General features: G+C 62.8%; 13 protein-coding genes and 3 pseudogenes. 11 read left to right on the forward strand and 5 right to left on the reverse strand.

Features of this window, described 5'->3' with window-relative positions; genetic code table 11:
* Positions 1-48: 48 nt before the first annotated feature.
* Together LDO29_RS25695 and LDO29_RS25700 are read right to left on the reverse strand one after the other, a co-directional pair.
* Complete coding sequence (locus LDO29_RS25695) at positions 49-1041, reverse strand: Bug family tripartite tricarboxylate transporter substrate binding protein (RefSeq protein ID WP_224082563.1); 993 nt, start codon at positions 1039-1041, stop codon at positions 49-51.
* A gap of 114 nt (positions 1042-1155) precedes the next feature.
* Positions 1156-2058 carry a LysR family transcriptional regulator gene (locus tag LDO29_RS25700; protein WP_224082564.1) on the reverse strand — a complete coding sequence of 301 codons (903 nt, stop codon included), beginning with the start codon at positions 2056-2058 and terminating at the stop codon, positions 1156-1158.
* A gap of 150 nt (positions 2059-2208) precedes the next feature.
* On the opposite strand from LDO29_RS25700, the gene LDO29_RS25705 reads away from it, so the two are divergent.
* The 7 genes from LDO29_RS25705 to LDO29_RS25735 all read left to right on the forward strand — a co-directional run bounded on the left by LDO29_RS25705 (position 2209) and on the right by LDO29_RS25735 (position 9510).
* Positions 2209-3180: a Bug family tripartite tricarboxylate transporter substrate binding protein gene (locus LDO29_RS25705; protein WP_396022714.1), complete on the forward strand. Its 972-nt coding sequence runs from the start codon at positions 2209-2211 to the stop codon at positions 3178-3180.
* A 35-nt stretch (positions 3181-3215) separates the two neighbouring features.
* The gene (locus LDO29_RS25710; protein ID WP_224082565.1) at positions 3216-5375 is read left to right on the forward strand and encodes an acetate--CoA ligase family protein; all 2160 of its coding nucleotides are present in this window, start codon (positions 3216-3218) and stop codon (positions 5373-5375) included.
* Positions 5372-6169 carry an enoyl-CoA hydratase/isomerase family protein gene (locus LDO29_RS25715; protein WP_224082566.1) on the forward strand — a complete coding sequence of 266 codons (798 nt, stop codon included), beginning with the start codon at positions 5372-5374 and terminating at the stop codon, positions 6167-6169. Before LDO29_RS25710 ends, LDO29_RS25715 begins: the two co-directional genes overlap by 4 nt.
* Before the next feature lie 84 nt (positions 6170-6253).
* The gene (locus LDO29_RS25720; protein ID WP_224082567.1) at positions 6254-7678 is read left to right on the forward strand and encodes an aldehyde dehydrogenase family protein; all 1425 of its coding nucleotides are present in this window, start codon (positions 6254-6256) and stop codon (positions 7676-7678) included.
* A gap of 36 nt (positions 7679-7714) precedes the next feature.
* Complete coding sequence (locus LDO29_RS25725; protein WP_035864213.1) at positions 7715-8527, forward strand: enoyl-CoA hydratase; 813 nt, start codon at positions 7715-7717, stop codon at positions 8525-8527.
* Between the two features lie 582 nt (positions 8528-9109).
* Positions 9110-9400, forward strand: a complete 291-nt coding sequence (locus LDO29_RS25730) for a Mu transposase C-terminal domain-containing protein (protein ID WP_224082592.1) — start codon at positions 9110-9112, stop codon at positions 9398-9400.
* The gene (locus tag LDO29_RS25735; RefSeq protein ID WP_224082595.1) at positions 9364-9510 is read left to right on the forward strand and encodes a hypothetical protein; all 147 of its coding nucleotides are present in this window, start codon (positions 9364-9366) and stop codon (positions 9508-9510) included. Before LDO29_RS25730 ends, LDO29_RS25735 begins: the two co-directional genes overlap by 37 nt.
* Before the next feature lie 186 nt (positions 9511-9696).
* Here the strand turns inward: LDO29_RS25735 and LDO29_RS25740 are convergent, their stop codons facing one another.
* Together LDO29_RS25740 and LDO29_RS25745 are read right to left on the reverse strand one after the other, a co-directional pair.
* Positions 9697-10686, reverse strand: coding sequence for a Bug family tripartite tricarboxylate transporter substrate binding protein (locus LDO29_RS25740; protein WP_224082568.1), 990 nt, complete (start codon positions 10684-10686; stop codon positions 9697-9699).
* A gap of 51 nt (positions 10687-10737) precedes the next feature.
* Positions 10738-12102: an FAD-dependent oxidoreductase gene (locus LDO29_RS25745; protein ID WP_035864216.1), complete on the reverse strand. Its 1365-nt coding sequence runs from the start codon at positions 12100-12102 to the stop codon at positions 10738-10740.
* 92 nt (positions 12103-12194) lie between these two features.
* On the opposite strand from LDO29_RS25745, the gene LDO29_RS25750 reads away from it, so the two are divergent.
* Positions 12195-13121, forward strand: coding sequence for a LysR family transcriptional regulator (locus tag LDO29_RS25750; RefSeq protein ID WP_224082569.1), 927 nt, complete (start codon positions 12195-12197; stop codon positions 13119-13121).
* A 31-nt stretch (positions 13122-13152) separates the two neighbouring features.
* Positions 13153-13293, forward strand: a pseudogene (locus LDO29_RS25755) (IS3 family transposase); the annotation flags it as partial.
* Positions 13294-13344: 51 nt separating this feature from the next.
* On the opposite strand, the pseudogene LDO29_RS28395 reads toward LDO29_RS25755, so the two are convergent.
* A pseudogene (locus tag LDO29_RS28395) lies at positions 13345-14591 on the reverse strand (ISL3 family transposase).
* On the opposite strand from LDO29_RS28395, the gene LDO29_RS25770 reads away from it, so the two are divergent.
* A complete protein-coding gene (locus tag LDO29_RS25770; protein ID WP_224082571.1) occupies positions 14590-15021 on the forward strand; it encodes a hypothetical protein in 432 nt (143 codons plus the stop codon). The pseudogene LDO29_RS28395 and the gene LDO29_RS25770 sit on opposite strands and share 2 nt — an antisense overlap.
* Positions 15022-15121: 100 nt before the next feature.
* Positions 15122-15658 (forward strand): annotated as a pseudogene (locus tag LDO29_RS25775) (IS630 family transposase); the annotation flags it as partial.
* Between the last annotated feature and the right edge of the window lie 20 nt (positions 15659-15678).

A 15678-nucleotide genomic window follows, 5' to 3' on the forward strand; every position in this document is an offset into this window, starting at 1 on the left:
CCTGTCTGGTGCGGTTGCCCCGTACCAGACTCATTTGAAAAAACCACATTAGTCCAGCGTGGCACCAGTCAGCTTGACCACCTTGGCCCATTTAGCCGTGTCGGCCTGAATCAGCCGGGTATAGTCTGCGGGTGTGCCGGGCATCGGCTGCGCGCCGAGCGCAGACAGCTTTGACTTGAATTCCGGCATGGCGAGCGCCGTCTGCAGCCGCAGGTTCAGGAGCTTGACGACTTCGGGCGGGGTGCCCTTGGGCGCGGATACGCCGAACCAGATCGTCACGTCGAAGTCCGGTAGTCCGGATTCGGCGATGGTCGGGACCTTGGGCAGGGCCTCGGAGCGGTGGGCGCCGGTCAGGGCGATCGGCTTGACTTTGCCCGAAGCGATAAACTGGACCTGGTTGGCGACGGTGTCGAACAACATGGAAATGCGGCCGCCGAACAGGTCGGTCAATGCTGCGCCGGTGCCCTTGTATGGGACGTGCGTGATATCGATGCCTGCCATCGACCCGAACAACTCGCCGCTCAGATGGTTCGAACTGCCGTTACCCGCGGAGCCGAAGGTGAGGGAGCCCGGCTTCTGCCTGGCAAGCGCGATCAATTCCTTGATGTTGTTGGCCGGGAGGGTGGGCGAGACGACCAGCAGATTGGGTGTCGATGCTACCGTGCCGACAGAGTCGAGGGCCTTGATCGGGTCGGTCTTGAGGTGGCGGTACAAGGACGGATTGATGGCCATCGTACCGGTGGTACCGAAGTACAGGGTATAACCGTCGGCTGGAGATGAGGCCGCCACCTCGGTGGCGATATTGCCGCCCGCGCCGCCGCGATTGTCGACGATGACGGACTGGCTCAATTGCTGTCCGAGGTATTGGGCTACGAGCCTGGCCATCGAGTCGGTCGGGCCGCCGGGCGGGAAGGGCACCACTATCCTGATTGGTTTATCGGGATAGCTGGGCTGTGCATTGGCCAAGGGCGCTGCCGCGAGCGCACAGGACAGTACGAGAGCGCTCCGGAGTGAAGCTAATGCATTCAAGGTCGTCTCCATGGATAGATGCTCGCCTCTCTGTGGAGGCGCGCCGGCAAGTGTAGAGATTGCCGGAGTTCAGCCATAGAGAGAGCGCGCTATATCAGATATCCTTTTCTTGCATGCATCGCCGCACTATGCGGACTCAGCCTCGGGCTCGCCGATCAGGCGACGCACGATGCGCGCCACCTCCCGCGCCGCGCGGCTGAGTGGCCGATGCGTGGTGGTGGAAAGTACAACCAGCCGCGGCAGCTCCGGGTCGACAATGCGGCGAGCCTCGAACTGGCCAGCCGCAACTTCCTTGGCGACGGTCTGCGGGCTAAGCACAGCGTAGCATCCCTGACGGCTGATGATCGACTTCTGCGCCTCCAGCGAATCTGCCTCGATTACCACGTCGATCCCCACGTGCAGGCGCCGCGCCACGTCGCCGACCGCGACGCGTAAAGCATTGGGGCTCGCCGGGAGGACCAGCGGCAGCCCGTCCAGTTCTCGGAAGCGCACCGTCTTGCCACCACTCTCGCTGTTTCGCATACCTACCAGCATCAATTGCGAGACGGTCAGTACTTCTTCAACGCTCGCTTGCGCATGCCGATAGCGGCTGAGCAGCGCGATGTCGGCGCGGCCTTCTGCCAGCCACTCTTCGATCTGGCCGCTGAAGCCCTCCAGCATGCGCAGCCGCACGGCCGGGTACACCCGGCGCACTACCTCGAACAGGTCGCCGGCGATGCCGCGCATCACCGAAGGCAGCAGCGCCAGCGTTACCACGCCCGATGGCGCCTGGCCCAGATCGCGCATATCCGCTACGAGCTGTTCGCCGTTGATCACCATGCTTCTTGCCCTGGGTAGGGCAGCCTCTCCCAGTTCGGTCAGCGTGACGCCGCGCCCGGTACGGTAGAAGAGCGGGCCGCCCAGCTCACTCTCCAGGGCGGCGATGATGCGGCTCAGCGACGGCTGGGTCAGCCCGAGCACGACCGCCGCCTGCGAGATATTCCCAAACTCCGCTACTTCGACAAGAGCGCGGAGTGCCTTGAGCTCCATACGCGTACCCCATTCGAATCTTGTATATCTGGTATCCCGGTCATTCTATAGGAGCATGGTGGCGCCGTTGCTAAACTCGCCCGGTATTTGCTGCCGAGAGGCTAAAGCTCTGGCAACGCCAAACAAAAAACATATCGGAGACAACCCAAAATGAAGATTCCTCCTTGTCTGTTGCGCGCGATGGTAGTCTTTGCGGCGTTGCCGCTGGCCGCCGTGCAGGCGCACGCCGCTTATCCCGACAGGCCGATCCGGCTGGTGGTGCCCTACACCCCGGGCGGTGTGACCGACCTGCTCGCGCGGGCGGTCGCCAAGGCGCTGTCGGAGCGGGTGCAGCAGTCGGTCATCGTCGATAACCGTGCCGGCGCCGGCGGCAACATCGGTGCCGAGGTGGTCGCCAAATCGCCCGCCGATGGCTACACCTTGTTGATGGGATCGGCCGCGACCCAGGCGATCAATGCAAGCCTGTACAAGCGCTTGCCCTATGACCACATCAAGGATTTCGCGCCCATCACCCTGGTGGCCGAAGTGCCGAATATCCTGGTGGTCAATCCGTTGATGCCGGCGCGCAACGTGTCCGAACTGATTGCCTATGGGAAGGCAAATCCTGACAAGCTGAGTTTCGGCTCATCGGGCACGGGCGGCACCATTCACCTGTCGGGCGAGCTATTCAAGAGCATGGCCGGCGTGAAGATGTTGCATGTGCCGTATAAAGGCAGCGCGCCGGCAGTGTCGGACCTGCTTGCCGGGCAGATCAATCTGATGTTCGACAGTTCCGTCGCACCCTATGTGAAGAGTGGCAAGTTGCGCGCACTGGCCGTCACCAGCGCCAAGCGCTCGCCGGTCTTGCCTGATGTGCCGACCATGGCGGAGGCCGGCTTGCCGGGCTACGAGGCCACCGCATGGTTCGGCATCCTCGCGCCGGCAGGCACGCCGCCCTCCATCGTCGACAAACTGAACAAGAACCTGGTTGCCATCCTGCGCGACGCGGAGATGCGCAAATGGATGCAGTCGCAAGGCGCGGATGCTATTGGTGACACTCCGTCCGAGTTTGCCGCTTACATCAAGACCGAAACCGCCAAATGGGCCCGCGTGGTCAAGGAAGCGGGCGTCAGCGCCGACTGAGCTGCGCCGGCGTGGCATCACAACTAACAATGCATATGGATACCAGACCCGACTCTCTCGCTGCCGCACTGGCACCGAAGTCCGTTGCCATTATCGGCGCATCGGATAATCCGGACAAGGTGGGTGGCCGGCCCGTCGACTACCTCCGGCGTTTCGGCTATGCCGGCAATATCTACCCGGTCAATCCCACCCGCAGCGTGGTGCAAGGCCTGCCTTGCTACCCCGATGTGGCCTCACTGCCGGAGGCGCCCGATCTTGCCATCGTGGCGGTAGCCGGCGCCGCGGTGGCAACCACGGTGCGCGCCTGCGCCGCCAGAGGCGTGCGCACGGCCATCATTCTTAGTTCCGGCTTTGGCGAAACCGGTGAAGACGGCCTCCAGCAGCAAGCTGAACTGGCCCAGGTGGCTGCGCGCGCCGGGATGCGCCTGGTCGGCCCCAACTCCCAGGGTCTCGCCAACTTCAGCAACGGCGCCGTGGCCAACTTCAGCACGATGTTCACGCAACTGGCGCCGCAAGACGGGCCGGTGGCTATCGTCAGCCAGAGCGGTGCCACCAGCGCCGCCCTGTACACCTTACTGCGCGAGCGGGGGGTAGGCGTGCGTTATGTACTGGCGACCGGCAACGAGGCCGACACGACCGTATCGGAGCTGGCACAAGTTGTCACCGAAGACCCGGCGATCAAGCTGATTGTGCTTTACATGGAGAGCCTGCAAGATCCCGAAGTGCTGGCGGCGGCTGCTGCGCAGGCGCGCCGCAAGGGGATTCCCATCGTCATGCTCAAGGCTGGGCGCAGCGCCAGCGGCATGGCGGCGGCGCAGTCCCACACCGGCGCCCTGGTCAATGAAGATGGCGTAGTGGACGCCTTCCTGCACCGCCATGCAATCTGGCGCGTGGCCGATCCTGCGAGCATCGTCAATGTGGCCGAGTTGTACCTCAAGGGCATGCGGTCGCTCGGGCGCGGACTGGTAGTGGTGAGCAATAGCGGCTCGTCGTGCGTGATGTGCGCGGATATGGCGGACGAACTGGGCTTGCAGCTGGGAGAGCTGGCGTCGTCCACACGCGAGCGCATCAAGGAGGCGCTGGCGTCATTTGCGACGTGTTCCAATCCGATCGATCTTACTACGGCGCTGCTCGGTAACAGCGGCGCGCTGGGCGGCGTGCTACGGGCACTGGGGGAGGATCCCGCGGGCGATCTGTACCTGATCAGCCTGCCGGTGGCGGGCGCCGGCTATGACCTGGAGCGCCTCGCCGAAGATACGGCGGCCTTCGAGGCGGCGACCGGCAAGACCGTGGTGGTGACCGCCACCCTGGCGTCGGCGCTGGCGCCATTCCGGCGGCGCGGCCTGGTCACCTTCGCCAGTGAACGGCAAGCCATGCTGGCGCTGGACCAGGCCTCGCGCCACTTCGCGCTGATGCATGCGGCGCCGCCCGCAGCGCCAGATGGCGAGGGCATCGTGCTGCCCGAAGGCGCCGCGCCTTTCCTCAGCGAAGCCGACAGCCTGGCCGTAGCGACCAGCGCCGGGCTGCCGGTGGCCGCATACTGGGTGTGCCACGACGTGGACCAAGCGCTTGCCGCCTGGCGGCAACTGGGCGGCGCGGTAGCGGTGAAAGCGTGTTCCGAAGCCCTACCGCACAAATCCGAGTATGGGCTGGTCTTCCTCAATGCCAACAGCGAAGACGCCGTGCGCAGCGCCTTCGAATCCTGCCGCGACGGCATGGCCACGCTGGGGGTGCCGTGGGGCGGCGTGATCGTGGCGCGGATGGAGCGCGGCCGCCGCGAGTTTGCCATTGGCGGCAAGACCGACCCGGTGTTCGGGCCAGTGATCATGGTCAGCGACGGCGGCAAGTACATCGAAGCCATGCCTGACTTCTGCTTGCTGGTGCCGCCGTTCGACGCCGCGGAAGTGCGCACGGCGCTCTCCCGGCTGCGTGTGGCGCCGCTATTTGCCGGCGTGCGCGGCGAAGCCCCCATGGATGTAACGGCTCTGTGCGATGCGGTGGTTGCCGTTGCAGCGGTCATGCAGCGCAGCGGTGGCGAGATCGCTTCGATCGACTTGAACCCCGTGATGGTCCGCTCCGAGGGGGAAGGCGTAGTGATCGTCGACGCACTGATCGAGCGCCAGCCGCATGCCCACTCCGTCAGCGTGAGCGGTAGCGCCCACGCAACAAAAACCGTTGAGGAAATGAAGTCATGAACACGATGAAACAGTACGTGCGCGTCGAATGCCAGCAAGCGATAGCCCTGGTGACGCTCGATCATCCCGAGTCGCTCAATGCCATCAGCGGCCCGATGCGCAATGCACTGATCGCCGCGCTGGAAGAACTCAATGCCGATGGCGCCATCCGCGCCATCGTGCTGACCGGATCCGGGGATCGCGCTTTCTCTTCCGGGCAAGACCTGGCCGAGGCGGCCAGCTTTAAGACCGAGGAAGTGGAAGGTTGGATGAGGCACCAGCGTGCCATGTTCCAGGCCGTGCGCAATCTTGACAAGCCGCTGGTGGTGGCTTTCAACGGCACCGCAGCCGGCACCGGTTTCCAGATCGGCTTGCTGGCCGATATCCGCGTCGGCTTTGCCGACATGTCGATCGGACAGCCCGAAGTGCGTGTCGGCCTGGCCAGCATTCTCGGCTCCTACCTGATGACGCTGTTCCTGAGCCGGTCGCACAATGTGGAGATGTCCTTGCTCGGCCGCCTGATCACGGGCGAGCGCGCCTATCAGCTTGGCATCCTCAATGTCCTGGCCGAGCGGGGGCAAGTGTTGTCCAAGGCGATGGAGATCGCTGGCGAGTTCGCCGAGCTGCCCGTCAATGCCGTGCGGCTGACCAAGGAGCGTTTCCGCGTGCTGACCCAGCCCGGATTTGACGAGGCCTGTGCCGCGGTGATCCGCTATCACCGCGACGAATATGCCACCGGCGAACCCCAGGCAATCATGCGTGGTTTCCTGGATGCACGCGGCCGCCGTCGCCGCGAAAGCGAAACCGCTGCTTAACGCCAACCGCGCGGACTGCGCCCGCCCCCTGTGTGCGCAGTCCGCAGCCGGTGCGGACACTTCTTTATTCCGATTCGAGTTTCGATGCATTACTATCAGCACGCCTATATCGATGGCGCGTCGCGAGATTTTGCGCCGCGTGCGAGCCTGACCCTCCTGGACTCCTTCACAGAACAGCCACTCGCCGAGGTTGCCTTGGCCGGCGAGGGCGAAGCCTGCGCGGCGGTGAATGCGGCGAAACTGGCCTTCGAAGGCTGGTCGCGCACGCCGGTGGCCGAGCGGGCGGCCGCGCTGCGCCGCATTGGCGCGTTGCTGGCGCAGGAGGGGGACTTCCTGGCCGAAGCCATCACGCGCGAGGTCGGCATGCCCTTCAAGCTGTCGCGGCGCATCCAGGTACAAGGACCGGTGGCCGCGTGGGCGACGTATGCGGACCTGGCCGAGCGCTTCAACTTCAGCAGCAAGATCGGGCATTCGGTGGTTACCCAGGATGCCGCCGGCGTGGTGGCGTGCATCACGCCATGGAACTATCCACTGCACCAGATCACGGCCAAGGTGGCGCCAGCGCTCGCTGCCGGCTGCACGGTGGTGCTCAAGCCCTCCGAGCTGGCGCCGGCAGCCGCGTTCGCGCTGGTGCGTGCGGCCGCGGCCGCCGGCGTGCCGCGCGGGGTCTTCAACATGGTGATGGGCGAAGGCGTGGTGGTGGGCGAGACGCTTGCCGCCCATGCCGACGTGGATATGGTGTCGTTCACCGGATCGACTGCCGCTGGTAGGCGCGTAGCCAGTGTGGCGGGCGCGGGCATCAAGCGGGTGACGCTCGAACTCGGTGGCAAGTCGGCTTCCGTGGTGCTGCCCGACGCGGATCTTCCCTTGGCGATGCGCCATGCGCTGGGCGCCTGCTTCCTGAATAGCGGACAGACCTGTACCGCGACCACACGCCTGCTGGTACCAGCGACGCACTACGAAACCTGCGTGCAACTGCTGCGGCAGGGCATCGCCGGCTATGTCATGGGCGACCCGATGGCGCCGGCCACCACGCTCGGGCCGCTGCTGTCCGCGCAGCAACGCGAGCGCGTGTTGGGTTACATCGACGCCGCGCTTGCCGAAGGCGCCGAACTGATCGCAGGCGGGCGGGATGCCAGCGAACAGCCCTCCGCAGGTTATTTCGTGCCGCCTACCGTGCTCGGAAATGTCGGCGCGCACGCCAGGATTGCCCAGGAGGAGGTGTTCGGCCCGGTACTCACATTGATGACCTATGAATCGCTGGAGGACGCCATCGCGATTGCCAACGGCACCGTCTACGGACTGGCGGCCGCGGTCTGGTCGAGCGATCCGCAGCAAGCCATGGCGGTGGCCTCGCGCCTGCGTGCCGGCCAGGTCGACATCAACGGCGCCCGGTTCAATCCGCTGGCGCCGTTCGGCGGCTTCAAGCAATCCGGTGTGGGCCGCGAGAACGGCATCGCCGGACTCGAGGAATTCGTCGAACCGCGCGCCATCCAGCTTCCCGCCTGAACACCACAACGCGCATGCAACCACAAGGACACAGTCATGGCCTACGAGCAAGTCAAGTATGAAGTCAGCGACCTGGTCGCCACGATCACCTTCAACCGCCCCGATCGCCTCAACGCGCTGACCCGGATCATGGAGGCGGAAATCCGCGAGGCCATGCAACAGGCCGACCGCGATCGCGACGTGCGTGCCATCGTCCTGACCGGCGCCGGGCGCGGGTTTTGCGCGGGCATGGATATGGATGAGCTGGAAGTGCTACCTCCGGGCGATATTCGGGAGGAGAAGTGGATGCGCCCCTTTGATATGAACCGCCGCGCCGATTACCAAACGCGCTATTCCTACTTCCCGGCGGTACAGAAGCCAATCATTGCCGCCGTCAACGGCGCGGCCGCCGGGCTGGGCTTAATCATGGCGCTCTATAGCGATATCCGTTTCGCCAGCGAGACTGCGGTCTTCAGCACCGCCTTCGCCAAGCGGGGCCTGATCGCCGAGCACGGCATCGCGTGGATACTGCCGCGCGTGGTTGGCCCGGGGCATGCCGCGGATCTGCTGCTGTCGTCGCGCAAGGTCACGGCTGAAGAGGCGCTGCGCATGGGACTGGTCAACCGGATCACGCCGCCCGATGCGCTCCTGGCCCAGGCGCACAGCTACGCGCGCGATCTCGCCGACAATGTGTCGCCGCGCTCGATTCGCGTGATGAAGCGGCAACTGTGGGAGACCCCGTATCAAAGCCTCGGCGAGGCGATCATGGATGCCAACCAGGAAATGTTCCTGAGCATCCAGAGCGCGGATTTCAAGGAAGGCGTGGCACACTTTCAGCAGCGGCGGCCGGCAGCGTTCACTGGGGAATAGCCGCAGCCGTTGCGTCAGCTTCCCGCAGCCAGCGCCATAGCGTGGCGGGCTGACGCCGCCTTGGCCGGCCTGGCGCCAGCGAGTTGCCCACCGCCGGGCGGCGTCGTGGGCGACACAGGCGCCCCGCCGCCCGCCCATGGACAACTCGTACGACGCCATCAAAAGGATCCAACTATCGACATAAAATTCAAATGTATGACTGTCCAACGAAGCGGGGTAACCTCAAACCATTTATCGGCATGAGCGCACGCTGGTGGTGATCTATCCACTCGAAACGGGCGAATGATAGAAAGACTGAACCGGACCATGATGGAGAAGGTACACATTCTGCCAGGCTCGACCGGATCCTCGACGAAAGGACGAAAAGCTCGCAAACCAGAAGCGGAGGCCGCATTAACCCTCCGAGAGTTCGAGCAATGGTTGACGTATGAAACTGGACAGACCTACCATCACAGTGCCCATCGAGGCTTAGGTGGCGCGACGCCATACTCCGTGTGGTTGGGGTTGTCTGAAGCATCCAGGCCGCGGCTTCTCCCCGACTCGGCTGCCGAAGAACTTCGCTTCCTGATTCAGTTCCTGCCGATGAGCCGTCGCACTATCCAGGCTGAAGGCTTGACGCTGTTCTATCTGCACTATTGGCATCCGATCTTTGCCGCCTGGCGTGCTCGGAACGCGCGATGCCGAGATCGCGTTACAGACGGACGCGCAGATTTAGCAGCCGGTTCGCGCGCTTTGAGGTGCCTCGCTGGCAAGAGTCTGCGTCCTTCAGGGGCTTGCTCTCCGCGTTTGAGTGGATCCTGCCGCTGCGCCGCCCCTCTAACTTGCCTCGGCGCGAGATGGTCACCACGGTTCTTGCTGCAAGTGGTGGGTTGACCGGGGAAGTCTCAAGATTGCTTAATGTTGCGGCCGAACTGGCAATCCTGGATGGCCGAGAGATGATCGATCTTTCTCACATCGAGCAGGCCAAGAACGCCGGTCTCTGACGAGCGGCGATCATGGGGCCCAGACGTAGCGGGCCACGACGAGTCCGTTTGCGCACATATGGGCACCACTAGCAGGATTAACGATCGCCAACAACAGCAGCTCGCTCAGCCAGCGGCGGCCTGAGGTGAACAGGAAGCCCACTCCTCGAAGCGGGAACGACCTGTCGCTACCCAGTCAGCGCCTGATCATTCCACCGTCACACCTGCTTCCTTGATCACTCCCGTCCACTTCTGAATCTCGGCTCTCAGATAGGTCGCGAATTCCTCTGGCGTGCTGCCGACGACATCGACCCCTAGATTGGCAAGCTTGTCGCGAACCTCAGGCATCGCCAGCACTTTCACGATATGGGCATGAAGCGACGCAATCACTGGAGCTGGCGTGCCTGCCGGCGCCAGCACCCCGCCCCAAGAGACAGACTCGAAGCCCTTGAGGCCGACCTCCGCGATGGTCGGATATTGGGCGAGCGACTTAGGCCGGTTTTTCGACGCCGTGCCAAGCACCCGCAGCCGGCCACTGGCGATGTTCGGCGCCGCAGCGATCGAGGTTGCGAAAGCCATCGTCACGTGTCCGCCCATCAAGTCGGTCATGGCCGGCACATCGCCCTTGTACGGCACGTGCACGATATCGATGCCCGCCATCTCCTTGAACAGCTCCGCGGTGAGGTGGGTCGCCGAACCTGGTCCGCCCGAGGCGAACTTGACCGAGCCGGGGTCGGCCTTGGCCCTGGCGATGAGGTCCTGCGTGGTTTTGACCGGCGACGACGGATTGACAAGCAAGACCAGCGGGACCGTGGTCGTCAGCGTGACCGGCACAAAGCTCTTGATAGGATCGAACGGCAGCCTTCGATACAGGCCCGCATTAATTGCGTTTGGACCGACATTGCCCATTAGGATGGTGTACCCGTCAGGCGCGGCCTTGGCAACTGCTTCGGTCGCAATGATCCCATTAGCGCCAGGCCGGTTCTCGACGATAAACGGCTGTCCATAGCTTTCCGTCAGCTTCTCGGCGATCAAGCGCGCGGTGACATCCGAGGCGCCGCCCGGCGGATAGGGCACGACGAAGCGTACCGGCTTTTTCGGGTAGTCCTCGGCGTGCGCGCCGAACGTCGCGACGCCTAGAGTCAGGGTGGCGAGCAGTCTGACAAACAGCCGGCGGTTTATCAATCGATTGATCATGAATGGCTCTTTGTGAAGGTAACCGAGAAGTGAAGTTCGGTTGGCGACGGGCTAGGCCACGGCCTCGCCAAGATACAAGCCTACGCGGCGTAGCGCGGGCTGCAGCCGTGCCATGGGGAGTTCCGGGCATGGCGTCGCAGCCTTTGCGGAAAGCGCGGCAGCAATGCCGGCGGCCTCGCCGGTGGTCATGCATGGTGCCATATTGCGCGTGGCCCCATGAGCGTAGTTGCTGACCGAAATGCACCGGCCCGCAGTGAGCAGATTTTCCATGCCCTGCGGCAGCAAGGAGCGGTACGGTATGTCGTAGGCGCCGTTGCCGCCGATATCGATATGCTCCTGCGACTTGCCGTCGGGATGATGGATGTCGACCGGGAAGCAGCCCTGGCCGATGGTGTCGGCAAACTTCCGGCCGGCGCGGATGTCCTCCTCGTTCAGTTCATAAAGCCCGTTGACGTTGCGGGTCTCGCGCACGCCGACGAAGGCGTTGGGCACGAACGACGCCCGCTCGAAGCCCTCGACGTTGGCGCGCAGGAAAGCGCCAAGCTTCTGCAACTGGCCGGTCAGCTCCACCGTTGCGCGCGACAGCGCGAGTGGATCATTTCCATCGATATTCGCCAGTCGGCTGCCATTGAAGTTCAACTGGTCCGGCCACACGGTGTTCGTCCAGAACTGGTGGTCGTCGTGGTCATAGACCCCAAGCTCGCGCAGAATGCCGTTCCAGCGCGTAAAGGTACCGTGGAAATAAACTGGAATGGGATCGGCGACGCCGCGTTTAGTGGCCCAGGCCGGCGGGTGTTCCGACAAGGCCTGGCAGGCGCGTGCGGTGTCGACCGAGACTACGCGCATCATCATCGACACCGGTTGCATCGCGCCGGAGCCCGTCCAGCCGGTGCGCACCGGCGCCCCTGCCATCGATGCCAGATCTGCATCGCCAGTGGCGTCGACAAAGGTGCGTGCCTTGAGATATCCCAGCTGGCTCTTGCTGCAGACCAACACGCGCTCGACACGACCATCTCTAGCCTCGGCATCGACGAGCACGGTGTTGTAGAGGATGGTAACGCCTTCGCGCGCAAGCATCTTTGTGGTTTCCATGCGGAACAGGTCGGCATCGACCGGCGTCACCGAATGCACGTACCCCTCTGGAAGCGGCACATGGCCGACCGCCCCGCCCTGCTCGACCAGTCGGTCGACGATTTCCTGCGCCAGGCCGTGCACAACCTGGCGGCCGTCCTTGGTCTTGAAGGTGTGGATGCAAAGGCCGGTGGCGGCGTTGCCGCCGATGAACGGCCTCGGCTCCAGCAGCACGGTGCGCGCGCCTTGGCGGGCCGCCGCGATCGCCGCACAGATGCCAGTGACGCCAGCGCCAGCGACGAGCACGTCAAAGGTGTCTTCGATGAGAAAACCGGGATTCAGCATGATTCGTTTCTCGAGGTAGGGGAGCACCGAGTATGCAACAGCGCGATCGCTGCTACTATTGATCAATTATTATTGATTCATAAAATATCGAGATGAATATCACCCTTCGGCAACTGCGTGCCTTCGTTGCGGTCGCCCAGCTGGGCGGCTTCTCGGCCGCAGCGGTGCGGCTGCACCTGACACAGTCGGCGCTCAGCACGCTGGTACGCTCGCTCGAAGAAGAGATCGGGGTGCAGCTGTTTGAGCGCACGACGCGCTCCGTCAAGCTCGGCGACTCGGGTCGAGATTTCTTCCCATTGGCCGAGCGCCTGCTGGTTGACCTGCATAGCGCCGTGACTGAGACGCGCACCCGAGCCGAAAGGGCGCGTGGGCGTATTGTCGTTGCCGTCACACCGACCTTCGCATCGACGCTGCTGCCGGCGGTGCTGGATCGTTATCGTGTCGAGCACCCAGACGTGTTCGTCGTGCTGCGCGACGACGTCGCCCCAAATGAAATCCGCCGGCTAGTCCACGATAGCGAGGTCGACCTGGGCATCGGGCCGCTCGACCGGGCGCAGCGCGAACTGTTGGTAGGGGATGTGCTGATCGACGACGAACTGGTGCTGGCCTGTCCGCAGGATCATTACCTGGCGCGCAAGAAGAGCGTGTCATGGGGCGACCTCGCTGACCTGCCCATTATCGGCTTCCCCCGCGACAATGCGCTCCAGTCCCTGGTGGACGACGCGACCTCGGCGACCGGCTTGCGATTGCACTCGCGATACGAAGTGTCCTCCATCGCTACCGCAGTGGCGCTCGTTGACATCGGTCTCGGCGTCAGCGTGCTGCCTTCATACACCGCAACATCGCGCCGAGTCGGCCGGGTAAAATACCGGCGCCTGCTAAACCCGCTGGTTAAGCGCGAACTCTGCTTGCTCAGACTGCGCGATCGGGCTATGTCCAGCGCCGCCCACGCATTTGCCAATGTGCTGCTTGATCACATGAATGCCTTGCACAAACGCCCGGCCTCGAAGCCGCGCTAGGGGAGGCGTCCTTATAAGCAAGCGCCTCCCTATGCAAATTGTGGAAAGCATCAAAGTTCTGACCGAATCGGAACGCCGTCGTCGGCGTTCAGTGTAGGAAAAACTGGCCATCGTGCAGCTTTGTCGTCAACCATGCGCTACGCCAATCCGAAGTCACTGCTGCCGCCATGGGCGAGCTAGATCCTATGAGACAGACAAGCCGATGCCTAAAAATCAGGGTTCGTCAGAAAAATGTGTGGGTTGACGAAGGCTCGGGAAGGCTCCCAAGTGCTTGATATAGCGCGATTTCCGTCGCCCTGAAAGTTCGAAACCCGTACGATTTTCTCATCGTGACTTTTGCCTTGTTGTTCAGACCCTCGACGACGCCGCTGGAGAACTGCTTGCGCGCACGGAAGTAGTCGAGGATCAGCTCACGGTGGGCACGCACGGTGCGGGCGAACTTCTTCATGGGCTCGATGCGCGAGCGCATCACCTGAGTACACCACTGGTCGAGGAATTTCCCGGCCCAGTCCGGTGAGATGTAATCCCAGAGCTGCTGGAATTCCTCTTTGAGCAGCCAGGCGCGTACGGTGCGCAGGTTGTACTGCAGCAAGTCACGCATGCGCAGCCGCTGTTTGTCGGTCAGATTTTCCGGGCGTTTGAGCAGGCACAGCGGGAACTCTTGAGCACCGGCTCGTATCCATCGCGGACCATGCGGCGCGATTCGTCAGCGCGGACCTCATCGATGGCCTTATTCATCTTCGCAACGATGTGGAAGCGGTCCAGGATGTTCAGCGCATTGGGGCAATGCAGCGCAATCATCTCAAGGTAGGGCTTCCACATGTCCGAGCAGACGAACTCAACCTTCTCACATACCTGTTTGCCGATCATGGCGAAGAACTTGGCGGAGCTTGCCTTCGTGCGCTCCTGCCCCACCCATAGCAGACGCGTACAGCCGGCCTCGATATGGTAGACCAGGGTGAGGTACTTGTGTCCACGACCATACTGGATCTCATCGACGCCAATGGCACGGATCGTACCGAGTTCGCGATGGGCCAGCCCCCAGTCCACCACCTACTCCACCGCGTTGAAGACTTTCTCCCAACTGGTGCGGAAGCTTTGTGCCGTCTCCTTCCACGACAGCTTGCGTGCCCACTGCGCCAGGAACAGCATGTAAGCGCGGGAGAGCGTGTGCTTGCCGTTTGCCCACGGCAGGGCTTCGACTTTGACACCACAGTCACGACAATCGACGCGCCGCATGGTATAGAGCAGGAAGACGGCAAAACCCCAGACCGGAATAAACTCGAACCTGCGCTGTGCGAGCGTGTCGTAACCTCGCGCAGGCTGGCTACAGCATGAGCAGATCGGCTTCGAGCCCTTGCGCGGACGCACGTCGATCTCGATGGACTGGGTTGCCTCGCACAGCCGCGCACCTTCATAAACGAAACCTGGAATATGATGGCAGGCATTCAGCAGGCGGGTCAGCAACATGGTTAGCAGGAGCAGAAGCGACAAGGGCAAAACCGCTATTGTCCCCGAACAGCAAACGCTCGCCCAGTACATTCCAGACCTGGATAACTGGCCTGCTTCGTGGCGAGTCGTTGACGAAGATATTTCGACTGGAGAGGCAATCGTAGCAATACTCACGCCTTTCCTGGAGCGTCTCCCAACGTTGGGATATACGCGCAAGACATTGCTTCGGCACCGCGATCACATCTGGATGCTGGGCGGTGAAATGATCCGACGACGCCATGAAGATCCCGATCTCCTCACTCTTCCTGTGGCAACCCTCCTGGACAAGATCATTGAGGAAGACGGCGGTCCTCTCATTTGGCCAGCTATCTCCGAGTCCGAACAAAATGCCTTTGATGCAACGTGTCGCAAGCTCTATCAGTACCTCAATCGGGCTTCACCTGGCTAGCCGCGCATCCTCTTTCACCCACAGATTTCCCCGACGAGCCTGAAGCGAAGATAGCCAGCGTCGGCCGGGACGGGACTAAGGCACCGCGGCCTGCGCTTAAAAAAAAGCCCAGCGCGAAGGCCGATTGATTGTCTTTATCGACGAGACTGGCATCAGCGAGCGGCCCACGCGTGTGCGCACCTGGGCGCCAAAGGGGCAAACACCCATCATCCAGTTTCATTTCAACTGGAACCATGTGTCGGCGATCGCCGGCCTCAGTCGCACCAACTACCTGTTTCGGCTGTACGAAGGCAGCGTCAAGAAAGAACAGGTGGTCGAGTTTCTTAAGGCGCTCAAAGCGCATTTGAAGCAGCCGTTGCTGATCATCTGGGATGGGGCCAGGCCCCATCGCGCCGCAATGGTCCGCGAATATCTGGATTCGATCGAGGGACATATTCATATGACCTTCCTGCCACCGTACTGCCCTGAGCTCAACCCAGTTGAGTACCTGTGGGCATGGCTCAAGCGTCACGCGATTGCGAACTTCTGCCCCGACAACCTCAATGAGTTGCATACCGTCGCCCGCAACAAGCTCAAAAGCGCTCAACACCGGCCTTCGATCATCGCCGCGTGCTGGGTTCAGGCAACGTTGTGGTGATGTCATGATTTACGGAAAGA

Origin of the sequence: Cupriavidus laharis, from assembly GCF_914271435.1 — a bacterium.
Taxonomy (GTDB): domain Bacteria; phylum Pseudomonadota; class Gammaproteobacteria; order Burkholderiales; family Burkholderiaceae; genus Cupriavidus; species Cupriavidus laharis.